At 28.8% G+C, this 16,671-nt stretch carries 14 protein-coding genes; 2 read left to right on the top strand and 12 right to left on the bottom strand.

Translation table 11 applies throughout. From position 1 onward, the window contains the following. Nucleotides 1–65: 65 nt before the first annotated feature. Nucleotides 66–788 (bottom strand): hypothetical protein, encoded by a 723-nt coding sequence (locus tag Q0662_RS02080; protein WP_298946697.1) that lies wholly within the window; start codon nt 786–788, stop codon nt 66–68. A gap of 274 nt (nt 789–1,062) precedes the next feature. Between Q0662_RS02080 and Q0662_RS02075 the strand changes: the two genes are divergently transcribed. Further along, a complete protein-coding gene (locus Q0662_RS02075) occupies nt 1,063–3,294 on the top strand; it encodes a TonB-dependent receptor (protein WP_298946694.1) in 2,232 nt (743 codons plus the stop codon). Nucleotides 3,295–3,357: 63 nt separating this feature from the next. Here Q0662_RS02075 and Q0662_RS11990 read toward each other — a convergent pair whose 3' ends face one another. Then, nucleotides 3,358–3,579 carry an integrase core domain-containing protein gene (locus Q0662_RS11990; RefSeq protein ID WP_367181278.1) on the bottom strand — a complete coding sequence of 74 codons (222 nt, stop codon included), beginning with the start codon at nt 3,577–3,579 and terminating at the stop codon, nt 3,358–3,360. Between the two features lie 223 nt (nt 3,580–3,802). Here Q0662_RS11990 and folK point away from each other — a divergent pair, with 223 nt between their 5' ends. After that, nucleotides 3,803–4,927 (top strand): 2-amino-4-hydroxy-6-hydroxymethyldihydropteridine diphosphokinase, encoded by a 1,125-nt coding sequence (folK, locus tag Q0662_RS02070; protein WP_298946692.1) that lies wholly within the window; start codon nt 3,803–3,805, stop codon nt 4,925–4,927. A 439-nt stretch (nt 4,928–5,366) separates the two neighbouring features. Here folK and Q0662_RS02065 read toward each other — a convergent pair whose 3' ends face one another. The 10 genes from Q0662_RS02065 to Q0662_RS02020 all read right to left on the bottom strand — a co-directional run bounded on the left by Q0662_RS02065 (nt 5,367) and on the right by Q0662_RS02020 (nt 16,634). Continuing rightward, a complete protein-coding gene (locus tag Q0662_RS02065; protein WP_298946690.1) occupies nt 5,367–6,197 on the bottom strand; it encodes a prohibitin family protein in 831 nt (276 codons plus the stop codon). Between the two features lie 369 nt (nt 6,198–6,566). Then, nucleotides 6,567–8,594, bottom strand: coding sequence for a VWA domain-containing protein (locus Q0662_RS02060; protein WP_298946688.1), 2,028 nt, complete (start codon nt 8,592–8,594; stop codon nt 6,567–6,569). 107 nt (nt 8,595–8,701) lie between these two features. After that, on the bottom strand, nt 8,702–9,448 hold the full coding sequence (gene fabG, locus Q0662_RS02055) for a 3-oxoacyl-[acyl-carrier-protein] reductase (protein ID WP_298946686.1): 747 nt from the start codon (nt 9,446–9,448) through the stop codon (nt 8,702–8,704). Nucleotides 9,449–9,535: 87 nt separating this feature from the next. Further along, nucleotides 9,536–10,408, bottom strand: a complete 873-nt coding sequence (gene sucD / locus Q0662_RS02050) for a succinate--CoA ligase subunit alpha (protein WP_298946685.1) — start codon at nt 10,406–10,408, stop codon at nt 9,536–9,538. 161 nt (nt 10,409–10,569) lie between these two features. Beyond that, the gene (locus Q0662_RS02045) at nt 10,570–11,493 is read right to left on the bottom strand and encodes a UDP-3-O-(3-hydroxymyristoyl)glucosamine N-acyltransferase (RefSeq protein WP_298946682.1); all 924 of its coding nucleotides are present in this window, start codon (nt 11,491–11,493) and stop codon (nt 10,570–10,572) included. A gap of 65 nt (nt 11,494–11,558) precedes the next feature. Next, nucleotides 11,559–12,125: an elongation factor P gene (efp, locus tag Q0662_RS02040; protein WP_298946680.1), complete on the bottom strand. Its 567-nt coding sequence runs from the start codon at nt 12,123–12,125 to the stop codon at nt 11,559–11,561. Between the two features lie 27 nt (nt 12,126–12,152). Beyond that, the gene (gene lpxA, locus Q0662_RS02035; RefSeq protein WP_298946678.1) at nt 12,153–12,938 is read right to left on the bottom strand and encodes an acyl-ACP--UDP-N-acetylglucosamine O-acyltransferase; all 786 of its coding nucleotides are present in this window, start codon (nt 12,936–12,938) and stop codon (nt 12,153–12,155) included. 2 nt (nt 12,939–12,940) lie between these two features. Next, the gene (locus Q0662_RS02030) at nt 12,941–14,332 is read right to left on the bottom strand and encodes a bifunctional UDP-3-O-[3-hydroxymyristoyl] N-acetylglucosamine deacetylase/3-hydroxyacyl-ACP dehydratase (RefSeq protein ID WP_298946675.1); all 1,392 of its coding nucleotides are present in this window, start codon (nt 14,330–14,332) and stop codon (nt 12,941–12,943) included. Continuing rightward, complete coding sequence (lpxD, locus tag Q0662_RS02025; RefSeq protein WP_298946673.1) at nt 14,325–15,365, bottom strand: UDP-3-O-(3-hydroxymyristoyl)glucosamine N-acyltransferase; 1,041 nt, start codon at nt 15,363–15,365, stop codon at nt 14,325–14,327. Before lpxD ends, Q0662_RS02030 begins: the two co-directional genes overlap by 8 nt. A 45-nt stretch (nt 15,366–15,410) precedes the next feature. Next, a complete protein-coding gene (locus tag Q0662_RS02020; RefSeq protein WP_298946671.1) occupies nt 15,411–16,634 on the bottom strand; it encodes an HD domain-containing protein in 1,224 nt (407 codons plus the stop codon). Between the last annotated feature and the right edge of the window lie 37 nt (nt 16,635–16,671).

The following is a 16,671-nucleotide window of genomic DNA, read 5'->3' as shown; positions in this document are numbered from 1 at the left end:
TGGCAATTAAGGTATAATTGCATGCAAATTTACAACTTATTATTTAATTGTATATGCATTTAGGGTTAAGATATTTTATTGTATTTACTTGTCCAACAATAAGCACTAAAATTTTTACCAGAAGCTACACCATAAAAAAAGAACATACCAATGATTCCTTTTACAAAAAACAGAAATAAAATGGCAATATGCCCAAAATTATTCATGTTTCCATAAAATAAATTTTTGGTGAGAAACGTACAAAAGATACTCGTAAATAAAACTACCCATAAAAGATTTTCTACGTTTTTAATTGCCCAATATTTTACTTTTCTTAATGGATGTAAATCTTTACCCCATTTATGTATTAAATAATAATAACCATTGCCCATAGGTGCAAATAGTAATGGATCATCTGCTTCATTTAGTTCGAATAATTTTGAAGGAGCAATTATTTTAAAACCATCTAAAGTTGTGTGATGCTCTTTTTCTAAAGCATTAATTTTAGCAATAACTTCTTGTGGATAATCTGCTTTAAAATATCTTGTATCTAAAAAACGAAGTCTAAAGTCGATACAAATCTTTTTTATTTCAGTAATGTGAAAAATGGCATTAGCATCTATTCTATCAATGTTAAAAGTATTGGTTGTTTTATTTATGGGAGATTGTACCAATCTTTCTAAAACACTTTTTTCTTGTGTATCTATGTCATCAAATACTTGATGTACCCACTGTATAACATCAAAAGATTGGTGTTTTTTATTCCTTTCTTTTATTAGTTGTTGTTGAATATCAATGGTTTGTAACATAATTAAAATTTTTTACTAAATTAAATAATCATATCTAAATCAAAAAATAGCATTTTAGTTGACTTTTATTTAAAATCAATTTAAATAATATTGTTAACCTTTTAAAAAAATCATTGTTTAAACTTTTAAATTTAAAAAAAATTCATTGTAATGTTTTAATAACCAGGATATTTTAAAATTTATTTTTATTTATTCTAAATAAAACTTGTAAATCACAAACTGGGTTGTATCTTTGCCGCGTTAAAAAAATCTATTTATATTTAATCTAAATAAAATGAGAAAAGGTATATTAATCATAACAATCTTATTTACAGTTATTTTATCTGCTCAAAAAAAGAAAAAAGAAACCACAAGCTTAGACTCAATTCAAAAATTAGATGAAATTATTATTTCTACAAAAACAATTTTTGGAAATAAATATGTAGCCAAACACAGAACAGGTGCTGCGTATTATTTATCTCCAAAAGAATTACAAAAATTTAGTTTTACAGATGTAAATAGAGCTTTAAGAAGTGTGCCGGGAGTAACAATTTACGAAGAAGATGGTTTTGGTTTACGTCCAAATATTAGTTTACGAGGAACATCACCAGAAAGAAGTTCTAAAATAACCTTAATGGAAGATGGTGTTTTGATTGTTCCTGCTCCATATAGTGCGTCATCTGCTTATTATTTTCCAACAATTGCAAGAATGGAAGCTGTAGAAGTTTTAAAAGGAAGTAGTCAAGTTCAATATGGCCCTTTTACAACTGGTGGAGCTATCAATATGATTTCTGCTCAAATTCCCACTGAATTTGGTGGAAAAGTTAGAGCAAGTTATGGTAGCTTTAATTCGAATCAATTACATGCAAAAATTGGGGGAAGAAATAAAAAATTTGGTTATGTATTAGAGTATTTAAATTACGGTTCAGACGGATTTAAAACCCTACCAAGTGGAAAAAACACTGGTTTTAACAAAAACGATGTTGTCGCTAAAATTGGTGTAAATTTATTTCCAAAAGCAAGTGTACAACAGACATTAGAGTTTAAATTTCAATATTCAGATGAAGATGGAAACGAAACTTATTTAGGATTATCTGAACAAGATTTTAATACCAACCCTTTTTCTAGATACGCTTCTTCAAATGAAGATAGAATGGTTACAGACCATACTCAATATATGATTACACATCGTTTAGATTTTTCTAAAAATGTTAGAATTACTACCACTGCTTATCAAAACAATTTTGCTAGAAACTGGTATAAACTAGATGATGTTACTTTTAATGGAACAAAAAAAGGAATTGCAGACATCTTAGAAGATCCGTCAACTTATGCTAACCATTTTAGCATTGTAAATGGTTCTGTAAATTCTGCTGCTGATGCTATTGGCATAAAAGCAAATAATAGAAAATACTACTCAACAGGAATTCAAACAAAACTAGATTACCATTGGTATAAAGGAAATGCTTTTCATGATGTAGAAATTGGCTTGCGTTATCATTATGATGAAGAAGATAGGTTTCAATGGGTAGATAAATATAGTATTTCTAGTACAGGTGTTATGTCTTTAACAACTGATGCGATTGAAGGCACAGATGCCAATAGAATTAGTAGCGCAAACGCATTTGCATCTTACATTACTTACAAATTAAAATATAATAATTGGACGTTTACACCTGGTGTGCGTTATGAAAATATCACTTTACAAAGAGAAGATTTTGGTAAAAATGATGTCAATAGAACTGGTGTAAATTTAGCAACTAGAGAAAATTCAGTGGGCGTTTTTATACCAGGAATGGGTGCAAATTATAAATTTAATAACGATTTTTCTTTATTTGGTGGTGTTCACAAAGGATTTTCGCCTCCTGGAAATCAAGATGGTCAAGCCCCAGAAGAAAGCATCAATTACGAATTAGGAACACGTTTTAATCTTGGAAAATTACAAGGTGAATTTGTTAGTTTTTTTAACGATTATTCAAATCTTTTAGGGAGCGATTTAGCAGCAACTGGAGGAACAGGTTCTTTAGATCAATTTAATGCTGGTGAGGTAAATGTAAACGGAATTGAATTATTATTGAACTATAATTTTTCAAATTCAGATGCAAAATTCTCTTTTCCTATTTCTGTTGGATATACATTTACAAATACAGAATTTAAAAATAGTTTTAATGGAGCAGATAGTTTTTGGGGGGCAGTAACTGCTGGTGATGAATTGCCTTACATACCAAAACATCAGTTTAATACCACTTTTTCTATAGAACATAAAGATTTTGAAATCAATATAAATGGACGATTTAATGGAGAATTTAGAACGTTGGCAGGAACAGGAAATATTCCTGATAACGAAAGAGTGGATGCTAATTTTATTGTGGATTTATCTGGTAAATATTTTATCACAAAACGTTTAAGTACCACCTTAAATGTAATTAATTTATTAGACAACACCTATGCAGCTTCTAGAGTTCCTGCAGGTTTAAGACCAGGTCATCCATTTGGAATTTATGGTGGATTAGAGTTTAGTTTTTAATTAAAAAAGAATTGAAATAAGAAGAAAAGGCAGTATCTAATAAAGTGTGTAAGTTTCAAAAACTCAGGATTGATTAAATCCTGAGTTTTTTTTGTTTTTATTATTTTTCATTATTAATTCCATTTCTACAGGTGATTTATAACCTAAAGAAGAATGAAGTCTTTTATAATTGTACGATTTAATATACTGGTTAATAATTTGATATGCTTCTAAAAAGAATTTAAAAGAATATCTGTTTGTGTATTCAGAATTAAAAAATATTACTGACAAAAAGAGTAGATACATGAACAAGACTAAAATTGCTTCTAAAACTATTTTAAGTAATAAATAAGTTCTATAACTTGCAAACATATTATATAAAATGAATTTTAATAGGCTAAAAATATTATTTATTTACACTTAGTTGATAATCTATTTTTCTTAATAACAAAATCGCTAATTAATTTTAGCGATTTTGTTATTTTATAGCCGATTTATAAAATGCTTTTATTTTCTTTGTAAACTGTTTATGAAAATTCAACACACCACATATTTATCTTTAGGAACAAATCAAGGAAACAAACTTGAAAATCTACAAAATGCCATCAATACTATTGATCGTGAAGTTGGTGATATTCAAAAAATATCATCAATCTACAAAACACCCGCTTGGGGCTTTAATGGTAACGATTTTTATAATATTTGCATACAAGTATCCACAAAGCAAAACTCTTTAAAATTAATTACTTCACTACTAAAAATTGAGAAGAGCTTAGGAAGACAAAGAAAAAAAACAAAAGAATACCAAAATAGAAATATAGATATAGACATATTACTTTTTAATGATGAAATTATTTTATCAGAATCATTAATTGTACCACACCCTAAGATGCTAGAACGTAAATTTGTACTTGTTCCATTAGCAGAAATAGCTGGTCAAATAAATCATCCGATACAAAAAGAAAGTATAAAAAACTGTCTCTTAAACTGTACAGATGCTTCTGAAATAACTGCTATAGAAAAACAGTTAAAAAGACCTTTACCTATTATAGAAAAATACAATTATATTGCTATAGAAGGTAATATTGGTGCCGGAAAAACCAGCTTAGCAAAAATGATTTCTGAAGATTTTAATTCTAAACTAGTTTTAGAACGATTTGCAGATAATCCCTTTTTACCTAAATTTTACAAAGACAAAGAACGTTATGCATTTCCTTTGGAAATGAGTTTTTTAGCCGATCGATATCAACAATTGAGCGATGATTTGGCACAATTTGACTTATTTAAAAACTTTTTAGTTTCAGATTATTATATATTTAAATCATTAATATTTGCACAAGTAACTTTATCTGAAGATGAATATCTCTTATATAGAAAAATGTTTACTCTTATTTATAAAGAAATAACAAAACCAGACTTGTACGTTTACTTATATCAAAACACAGATAGGTTACTAGAAAATATTAAAAAAAGAGGGAGAAATTATGAGCAAAATATTGAATCTGCTTATCTTAAAAAAATACAAGAGGGTTATAAAAACTTTATTACCAGCCAAAAAGATTTAAATTTATTAATTGTAGATGTATCTGAATTAGACTTTGTAAACAATAAAAAAGATTACAATAAAATAGTTAATAAAATTAAATGTATTTAAGTTTAAGAAATAAAAATTAATTTAAAAAAAAAGGTATGAAGAAATAAATAATGACAGAAAAAACAAATAAAAACTTCAGAAGGTAGATTGTTAAAGCAATAAAGGAGATAAGAGCAAATAATAAACTAAATGCAATAGAATTTAGTTTTGTTATATTGGGAAACATTTTTATTAACCAAACCAATAGAAGCTTTTTAGGATAGTGTCCATTTAACCCTGAATTTTTAAACTTACACAGTTTTTAGGAAAGTGTCAAAAGTGTGTTTATAAATTTAGTGATTATTTAATCGTAAAGTTATCTCCGAAATTTTTCCTCATTGGACAATAGGAATATTGACCTAGAAAAATTTCAGAATAACTTTACTTACACACTTTATGGTTTAGTACCCAAAAAAAATCTAGCAAAAGCTAGATTTTTTTTTAAAATATGTTTTTTATTTTATTGGTTACCCAATATAATTGGCATACCAGATTTACCTGAACCAATTAAAACAACTTTACTATTTGGAGATTTAGAAAGCTCTAAAGTAGCTTCAATGCCTTTTTCTTGTAAAATTTTATCCGTTAAAGAAGCACTTAAAATTTTGTTTGCCACAGCTTTACCTTCTGCATCAATTTTTTGTCTTTCTGCTTCTTTTTTAGCTTTTGCTAATCTAAACTCATATTCTAAAGACTCTTGTTCTTGCTTTAATTTAGTTTCTATTGCGGTTCTAATTGTTGGTGGTAATTTTACATCTTCTACCAAAACTCTTTTAACAATTAAATATTGGTCTGCTAAAAGTTTTGTTACTTCATCTAAAATTTCTTGTTCAATTACATCTCTTTTACTAGAATATAATTGTTCTGGAGTATAGCGCCCTACAACACTTCTTGCAGCTGCATTAATTGCTGGATCTAATAATTCACGCTCATAATCCTCTCCTTTTGTTTTAATTAAAAGTCCAAGTTTAGAAAATTCTGGTTCATACCAAACTGTACCACTCACCTTTACTTCTAATCCGTTTACAGATAAAACATTCATTTCATCTGAAATAGATTGCTGACGCACTTTACGCACAATCATTTCGTTCCAAGGAGCTACTATTTGAAAACCTTCTCCATATGTTTTTTCTATGTTGATACCATCTCCAAATCTTTCGAAAACTACACCACCTTCACCAGGACCAATAGTTACTGTGGATCTAGAAAATAATATAATTAAAACTACGGCTGCTATAATAAAAAGGACACCACCTTTTGGAAAATTAAGTTCTGCTTGATTTCTTGACATTTTTTTTATTTTAAAGTTTATCAAATTTACGAATTAACTTGATGAAACACAATCTATATAAACACAATCTTCTAAATCATGAAACTATAATGTACTATGATTTAAAATAAATATACAATTCATAACAACTTTTATATCTTTTTTGATAGTTTCAGATTCTTTTCTAGCATTCTAAAGTTTAAAAAATCGCTTAAATGGTAAATAAAATCATACATTATAACCGAAACTTTTTTCTGTAAAACCACCAATAAATTCGATTATTTTAAAAAAAAATACTCATATTGTTAGTAGCAGAATGATGATGGTGATGATCATAATTTTACAGACTATCTTTTATCACTTTAAAAGATGGATTTTTAAAGTAGTTGATTAGATTTTACCAAAATATTTTCTGATAAACCACTCTGCAGTAAAGAGAACTACCACTAAAAATAAAATCCATTTCCAATCAATTAAATTTTGTTCTTTTTCTATAGATTTTTGAGTTGTAAAATAGGTTTTATCTTCTATTAGATGTTGAATTAAGCTTTCTATTTGGTTTTTATAATACAGCTTTCCTCCTGTTTTAGAGGCTAATTTTTGTAATTTATTTTTGTTCGCACTCGTAAACTGTTCTTCTATTTGGTAATCTGATATCTTAAATTTACCATATTTTTTAATATTTTGCCCTAAAACCTCTAAACTAAAGATATAATCACCAGAAATTAAATTATCTACAGAAACTTGATAAGAGTTGTTTATAAGTGATAAAGGCAACTTCTTAACTTCTTTTGTAGCGGTATTTGTTATAGTAATTTCTATAGATGCTCTAGCATCAAACTTATAATTTTTATCAGTGTAAAATGCAGAAATATTAATGTTAGAGTTGGCTGGATATAAATTATCTGTATTTACCTCTAAACGACTTCTTTTTTTATTGGATGCCGTAAATTGCACTAGATTTCCAATAAATTGGTCAAACTCTTGAAAGGAGTTGGTATTTAAAAAACTACTGGCTCTCCATTTCCAAATTCCTTCACCAAAAACAACGCTAATTTTTTGATTATTTACATTTAAAACAGATAATAAAGGTTGTTCTGTTTGAATACCATTTATTTTTTGTGTTAATAAATTTTGATGATCTTTCGAAAATATTACTTCGCCAAATTTATCTTCTAAAGGAGCAAATTGATCAAAACCAATATCCTTTTGTAGAAAAGTTAAAAAACTACTGTTGTAATTAGCGCCATAATTTTCTGTTTGATTGATGTGCTTTTTAAAAAAACCAAGTTGTTGTTTATTTAGGAAATTCCAATCTGTATTGGTTCCTGTAACCAAAATAAAGTTGCTGTTATTTTGTTTTATTTCATTAAGTAAATTATTAAACTTATTGTTTGGGTTATATACTGTAACTAATTGATAATCATTTATTTGATTTTTAAATTCACTAATCAAAAAAACATCTACTGCACGTTGTTTATTACTTTCTATTGCCTTTTTTATTGCGCCAATATCTGGATGTAAAACAGCTGTTACAATTAATATTTTTGTTTGCTCGTCTATAACTTCTACAGAAAAGTTTTTGGTGTTATTTTGAGTGTTTTTTTCGTTTTCTATTTTTTGTAAAGAAGCAGTATAATAATTTAAACCTTCTTTAGTTGAGGTTAAATTTGTGGTTATAATTTTAGAATTTACCTCTTTAGAAAAAGTAATATTCTTAGTAAAAACAATTTTAGCTCCATTAAAAATAGAAAATTTAGTAGTTATACTTTCTTTGCCCTGATAATTTAAAATAACTTCTACAGGAAATTTATTTTTAATATAACTATACTTATTTACATTTACTTGAGTTATTTTAAGGTCTTTGTATATAGTGGTATCTCCAACAACAATGGGATATATTTTTTTGTTAGAACTTATAAATTCATAATCATTACCAATAGTTTGGTTACCATCTGTTATTAAAATAATAGGTGCATTTTTTCTTTTATTTAAATTATCTAAGCCGTTTATAGCCTTATAAATATTGGTTTCATTAGCATTAAAAAAAACACTATCTGTAACTTGTAAATTATCGCCAAAACCAAAGTTTTCTAACGCAAATTTATCGTTTAAACTATTGTTTGTTTTTAGTTGATTTACAATATCTTTTACAGATACTGCTTCGTTAAAAAATTCAATAGATTTAGAATGATCTACTAAAACAGAAAGTGTAGGCTTTGTATTTTGATAAGTAGTTGTTTTTATTATTGGGTTTATAAGCAATAAAAGCAACAAAAAAAGTGATAAAGCTTTTAAAAAAAAAAGTGAAATAGTGACTTTTGCCGTATTTTTAGCTTTATAAAAATACTGAAAATAAGCCACAAAAAGACTTATTAATAAAGCAATTACGATATACAATAAAGTTAAAGACTGCAATGTTTTTTATTTGTGTGAAAGATATAAATAACTATCCTAAAAAAGAAAACCTACAACGTTAATTTTATTGTAGGTTTATAACTTTAGTTATAATTATAAATATGTTTTTACGTTAACATACCACCATCTACAGATATAGTTTGCCCGGTAATGTAAGCACTCATATCAGAAGCTAAAAACACACATGCGTTTGCTATATCTATAGGTTGTCCTCCCCTTTTCAAAGGGATTCCATCTCTCCAAGATTGCACAGTAGCTTCATCTAATTTTGCTGTCATTTCTGTTTCTATAAAGCCTGGTGCAATTACGTTGCTTCTTACGTTTCTAGAGCCTAATTCTAGAGCTACAGACTTAGAAAAACCAACAATACCAGCTTTTGATGCTGCATAATTTGCTTGTCCTGCATTTCCTTTTAAACCAACTACAGAACTCATATTAATAATAGAACCTGCTCTTTGTTTCATCATTGGTCTTATGACTGCTTTTGTTAAGTTAAAAACAGATTTTAAGTTTACTTCTATCACTTTATCAAAATCTTCTTCAGAAATACGCATTAACAAGTTATCTTTTGTAATACCAGCATTATTTACTAAAATATCTATGCTTCCAAATTGTTTTTGTACTTCTTTAGCTAATTCTTGTGCAGCATTAAAATCTGCAGCATTAGATTGATATCCTTTTGCAGTTACACCATAAGAGGTAAGTTCTTTTTCTAAAGCTTTTGCAGCATCTACAGAAGCGTTATATGTAAATGCAACATTTGCACCTTGTTTAGCAAATTCTACTGCAATACTTTTACCAATTCCTCTAGTTGCTCCTGTAACAATTGCAGATTTATTTTCTAATAATTTCATAATGTACTATTTAGTTGATTTTCAAATATAAAAAAGAAATTCCCGTTTTCACGGGAATTTATTTGGTTTGTTATAATCTAATATTAGTTATTTTAAAACACTTGCAACCATTTCGCCAATTTTTGCTGGAGAACTTACAACGTGTACGCCATTTGCTGCTAAAATTTTCATTTTTGCTTGTGCTGTATCATCTGCACCTCCAACTATTGCACCAGCATGTCCCATTGTTCTTCCAGCTGGAGCAGTTTGTCCTGCAATAAAACCAACAACTGGCTTTTTATTTCCGTCTGCTTTTATCCATTGTGCAGCTTCTGCTTCTAAGTTTCCACCAATTTCACCAATCATTACAATTGCTTCAGTTTCGTCATCATTCATTAACATTTCTACAGCTTCTTTTGTTGTAGTTCCAATAATTGGATCACCGCCAATACCAATTGCGGTAGTAATACCATAACCTTGTTTTACAACTTGGTCTGCAGCCTCATAAGTCAATGTACCAGATTTAGACACAATACCTACTTTACCTTTTTTAAAGATAAAACCAGGCATAATACCAACTTTAGCTTCATCTGGTGTGATTACACCTGGGCAATTTGGACCAACTAATCTACAGTCTTTATCTGCAATGTAAGCTTTAACCTTTACCATATCTGCAGTTGGTATACCTTCTGTAATACAAATAATTACTTTAATACCTGCATCTGCAGACTCCATTATTGCATCTGCAGCAAAAGCAGGTGGTACAAAAATAATAGAAGTATCTGCTTGTACTTTTTCTACAGCATCTACAACTGTGTTAAAAACAGGTTTTCCTAAGTGTTCTTGGCCTCCTTTACCTGGAGTAACTCCACCAACAACATTGGTACCATAATCTATCATTTGACCTGCATGAAAAGTACCTTCGCTACCTGTAAAACCTTGTACTATTATTTTTGAATTTTTATTTACTAAAACACTCATTGGTTTGTTTTTAAGCCCATTTTATATTGAATTTCTAAAAAAGAAATAAATGGAGTTCGATTAATTTTATTCTATGCAAAAATAACTTATTGATTGTTTTTAAAAAAGAAAATATAGTTTTTCTTATTGTAAAATTCTTTATAAAAAGTTAAATTATAATTTTAATGATTTCTATCTTTTAAGAAACGTTTAATTTCTGCCATTTCTTTTAATTTTTTTCTAGATTCAGAAATTGGCGTACCAAAATAAGTTTTATTTCCTGGAACCGATTTTGTAACACCAGTTTGTCCTAAAATAACAGCGCCTTTCCCTATAGTTATGCCACTATTGGTTCCAACTTGTCCCCAAATAGTTACTTCATCTTCTATAATTACACAACCTGCAATACCTGTTTGCGATGCTATTAAGCATTTTTTACCTATTACAGTATCATGGCCAACATGCACTTGGTTGTCTATTTTTGTACCTGCTTTTATGGTAGTGTCTCCTGTTACCCCCTTGTCTATAGTACAAGAAGCTCCTAAATCTACATGATCTTCTAAAACCACTCTTCCACCAGATAATAGTTTATCAAAACCTTCTGGCCTATTTTTATAATAGAATGCATCTGCACCCAAAACAGTATTTGCGTGTATAGTTACATTATTACCTATTACAGAATTATCATAAATACTTACATTAGAATGTATAATACAGTTTTTACCAATATTTACATTATTTCCTATAAAGACATTTGGCTGTATTATAGTATTCTCTCCTATTTTTGCAGAATCTGAAATACTTGCTTTTGAGGCAATAAATGGATTGAAATGATTGGTTATTTTATTAAAATCTCTAAAAGGATCTTCAGAAATTAATAATGATTTTCCTTCTGGACAGGCTACAGATTTATTAATTAGGATGATAGTTGCATTAGAATTTAATGCTTTGTCGTAATATTTTGGATGATCTACAAAAACAATATCTCCTTTCTCTACAACATGAATTTCGTTAATCCCTAAGATTTCAAAATTAGCATTACCAACAAAATCAACTTTTAACAAAGCAGCAATTTGTTGTAATGTTTGTGGTTTTTTGAATTTCATTAAATAACTATTAGCTTTTTGTTATTAGGTATTCACTGAATTATAAATGCTATTACCAGATACAATTACTCTTTAATTCTTTCTTGATAAGAACCTTTGGTAGTTTCGACCTTAATTTTATCACCTTCATTTATAAATAAAGGTACATTTACGGTTGCACCAGTTTCTACTGTTGCAGGTTTTGTTGCATTGGTTGCTGTGTTACCTTTAACACCAGGCTCTGTATGCGTAACTTCTAAAATAACACTGGCTGGCATTTCTACAGAAAGTGGCATATTATCTTCAGAATTGATAATAATTGTTACAATTTCACCTTCTTTCATTAATTCTGGAGTATCTAAAGCAGCTTCTAACAAACGAATTTGCGTGTAATCAGCCTCATTCATAAAATGATAAAATTCACCATCATGGTATAAAAATTGAAACTTGTGTGTTTCTACTCTAACTTCATCAATTTTTCTACCTGCAGGAAATGTATTGTCTATAACTTTACCATTGGTTACACTTTTTAATTTTGTTCTTACAAAAGCAGGTCCTTTTCCTGGTTTTACGTGTAAAAATTCTACTATTTTATAAATATCATTATTGTATCTAATACACAATCCGTTTCTAATGTCTGATGTTGTTGCCATTTATATATTGTTATTTTAAATGTAATTTTAGTTTGAATTAAAATATCCTTTCATTATTCCTCTATGAGAGTCTTTTATAAACTGTACAATTTCGTCTCTTTCTGAAGTTGCCTCCATTTCTGCTTCTATAATCTGAATTGCTTGCGAGTAATTGTAGTTTTTTTGAAATAATATTCTATATATATTTTGTATTTCTCTAATTTTATCTGTGGTATAACCACGTCTTCTTAAACCAACAGAATTAATACCTACATATGATAAAGGTTCTCTTGCGGCTTTTACATAAGGTGGTACATCTTTTCTAACTAAAGAACCTCCTGTAACAAAAGCATGTTTACCTACAGAAGCAAATTGATGTACAGCAACCATACCTGCTAAAACCACATTATCTCCAATAGTAACATGGCCTGCTAATGTTGAATTGTTTGAGAAAATACAATTATCGCCTACGTAACAATCGTGTGCAATATGGCAATATGCCATGATTAAACAATTATTTCCGATAACTGTTTTCATTCTGTCTGACGTACCTCTGTTAATAGTTACACATTCTCTAATGGTAACATTATCACCAATAACTACAGTTGTTTCTTCGTCATCAAACTTTAAATCTTGTGGTATACCAGAAATAACAGCACCTGGAAAAATTCTACAATTTTTACCAATTCTAGCACCTTCCATAATGGTTACGTTAGATCCTATCCAAGTACCAGAACCAATTTCTACATTATTGTGTATAGTTGTAAATGGTTCTATTACAACATTTCTAGCAATTTTTGCTTGCGGATGAACGTATGCTAATGGTTGATTCATAATTATTTCTTTTTAGCAATTTGCGCCATTAATTCTGCTTCTGCAACTAATTTACAATTAGCATAAGCATAAGCTTGCATGTGACAAATTCCTCTTCTTATAGGTGTGATTAACTCTGCTTTAAATATTAAAGTATCTCCAGGCAACACTTTTTGCTTGAACTTAACATTATCCATTTTCATAAAATAAGTTAAGTAATTTTCTGGATCTGGCACTGTACTCAGTACTAAAATCCCACCACATTGTGCCATGGCTTCTACTTGTAACACACCTGGCATTACTGGAGATCCTGGGAAATGCCCTACAAAGAAATCCTCATTCATTGTTACATTTTTCATACCCACAACATGCTTATCAGAAAGTTCTATAATTCTGTCTACCAATAAAAATGGGGGTCTGTGAGGTAGAATGTCCATTATTTGGTGAATGTCTAATAATGGAGGAAGGTCTAAATCGTATTTTGGAACGTTATTTCTTTTTTCTTGTTTGATAATTTTTGCTAGTTTTTTAGCAAATAAAGTATTTACTAAATGGCCTGGTTTGTTGGCAATTACTTTACCTCTTATTCTTGTACCCACTAATGCTAAATCACCAATAACATCTAATAATTTATGTCTAGCAGCTTCATTTGCCCAATGTAAAGTTAAATTGTCTAAAATACCATTAGATTTAACTGCTATATCATCTTTATTAAAGGCTTTCTTTAATTTTTGCATAGTATTTTCTGATAATTCTTTATCTACATACACTATAGCATTATTTAAATCTCCACCTTTTATCAAATCGTTTTCTAAAAGCATTTCTATTTCATGTAAAAAACTAAAAGTTCTAGCATCTGCAATTTCATCTTTAAAATCTACCATAGTTTCTAAAGTAGCATTTTGCGTACCTAATATTTTAGTCCCAAAATCTACCATTGTTGTAACTTGATATTTGTTTGATGGCATTAGGATAATTTCGCTACCAGAAACATCGTCTTTGTAAGAAATAATTTCTTTGACTACGTATTCTTCTATTTCAACTTCTTGCTCTTCTATACCTGCTTTTTCTAAAGCTTCTATAAAATATTTAGAAGATCCGTCCATAATTGGAGGTTCAGAAGCATTTATTTCTATTAATAAATTGTCTATATCTAAACCTACAGCTGCTGCTAGCACGTGCTCTGAAGTTTGTATTTGAACACCGTTTTTTTCTAAGTTAGTTCCTCTTTGGGTGTTTACTACATATTCTGCTCTAGCTTCTATGGTAGGTATGCCTTCTAAATCTACTCTACTAAATGCAAAACCGTGGTTTGCTGGAGCAGGTTTAAATGTCATTGTAACTGTATTACCTGTATGTAAGCCAACACCAGATAAACTTACTTGTTGTTTTATGGTTTTTTGTTTCTTACTCATTATTGTTTTTTTGAGTATTAATATCTTTTTCTAGTTGATTTATTTTAGTAACTAATTTTGGTAAATTTTTGAAGTATACATAGCTTTTATTGTAGTCTTGTACTTTAAAAGCTGGTGTACCATTTACAATTTGATTGTCTTTTATGTTTTTAGAAATTCCAGCTTGTGCTAAAACTTTAACATTGTCGCCAATTTTTAAATGGCCTGAAACACCTACTTGACCAGCAATCATACAGTTTTTACCTATTTTAGTAGAACCTGCAATACCTGTTTGTGAGGCTATTACTGTGTTTTCTCCAACTTCTACATTGTGGGCAATCTGTATTTGATTGTCTAACTTTACCCCTTTTCTAATAATTGTAGATCCTAATGTTGCTCTATCTATGGTAGATGCTGAGCCAATATCTACATTATCTTCTATTATTACATTACCAATTTGTGGTATTGCTTTGTATGCTCCATTTTCATCGGGTGCAAAACCAAAACCATCTGCACCAATAATTGCGCCTGAATGTATTTTGCAATTAGCGCCAATAACTGTTTCTGAATATATTTTTACACCAGAAAAAATTACAGTATTATTACCAATTACTGTATTATCTCCAATATAAGAATTAGGATATATTTTTACATTGTCTCCTAATTTAACGTTTTCACCAACATAAGCAAATGCACCTATATATTCTTTACTACCAATTACAGCAGAATCTGCTATAAAACTTGGTTGTTCTCTACCTATTTTATTGTTTTTTACATCGTTATAAAACTCTAATAGTTTAGAAAAAGATTGATAGGCATTATCTACTTTTATTAAAGTAGTTTGTATTTCCTTTTCTGGTACAAAACTTTTATTTACAATTGCAATTGAGGCATTTGTTGTATACAAATATGCGTTGTACTTTGGATTTGATAAAAAGGTTAACGAACCTTTTTCTCCTTCTTCTATTTTAGAAAGTTTAGATACTTCTTCTTCAGGATTTCCAACGACATCACCTTCTAAAATATCCGCTATTTGTTGTGCTTTAAATTTCATCAATTGCAAAAATATAAAAATAATACGGTTTTGGCTAATATCCTGCTATTTTGGATAGCAAATAAAATGTTTAACTACTGGGATTGTTAAAGCCTCTATGTTTAATTGATCTGATGCTTTTGCAATATCTTTTAACTGTCCTTTTTTATTTAAAATTAAAATTGGACTCTTTAAATTATATGCTTGATTACTTATTTGTTGATGAAAAACAAAATAATGAGCATCTTCTTTTAAAATTTGAAGTTTCTTCACTGCATAATCTTGCTTTTTTTGAATATAACTTGCTTCGAAATTATTCTTTTGAATTTCGATACGTAATAATTTTCTATCTACAATCATTTTTGACAATAAAGATAGTACTTTATCTTTATGATGCACCCACTCTTTGATAGCCGAAAGCACATCAAAATCGTCTAATTTAGAGAACATTTCTAAAGTTTTTTCAGTAAAATTATTGGCAGTTATTGGGTTTTGTAAAAAGTATTTTAAAGAAGAACTTGCATATAACTCCTCTCCTTTTTCTGCCAATTCTTTTGCTCTTTTTAAAACATTTACCAAAATATTTTCTGCTACCAAACCTGTTTTATGTAAATATACTTGCCAATACATTAACCTTCTGGCAATTAAAAATTTTTCTACAGAATAAATTCCTTTTTTCTCTAAAACTAATTCGTCGTTTTTTATATTCATCATAGCTATTAATCTGTCTGATGAAATATTACCTTCTGTAACACCTGTATAAAAACTGTCTCTTTTTAAATAATCTAATCGGTCTATATCTAGCTGACTAGAAATTAATTGGTATAAAAATTTACGTGGATTTTTACCTTCAAAAATTTCTATCGCTAAGGTTAATTTCCCTCCAAATTCTTTATTTAATTCTTTCATAAATCTTAAAGAAATCTCTTCGTGAGAAATACCATTTACAATGCTGTGTTCTAGGGCATGAGAAAAAGCACCATGACCAATATCGTGCAACAAAATAGCAATATACAAGGCATTTTCTTCTTCTTTAGAAATGGCTACTTGTTTAAAACGCAAAACGGTAATTACTTTTTGCATTAAATGCATACAACCAATTGCATGATGAAATCTGGTATGGTTTGCTCCTGGATACACTAAATTTGAAAAACCCATCTGCGTAATTCTCCTTAAACGTTGAAAATATGGGTGTTCTATAATATCAAAAATTAATGAATTCGGAATTTGAATAAAACCGTAAATGGGGTCGTTTAATATTTTAAGTTTATTGGCTTGTTTTTTCTTCAAAATTTAAAAATATTTATCAATCTTATTGCAAAATACA

Origin of the sequence: uncultured Polaribacter sp. (genome assembly GCF_947503855.1) — a bacterium.
Lineage (GTDB): Bacteria > Bacteroidota > Bacteroidia > Flavobacteriales > Flavobacteriaceae > Polaribacter.
The sequence above is the reverse complement of the archived record's forward strand: the minus strand, read 5'-3'. Positions and strand labels throughout refer to the sequence as shown.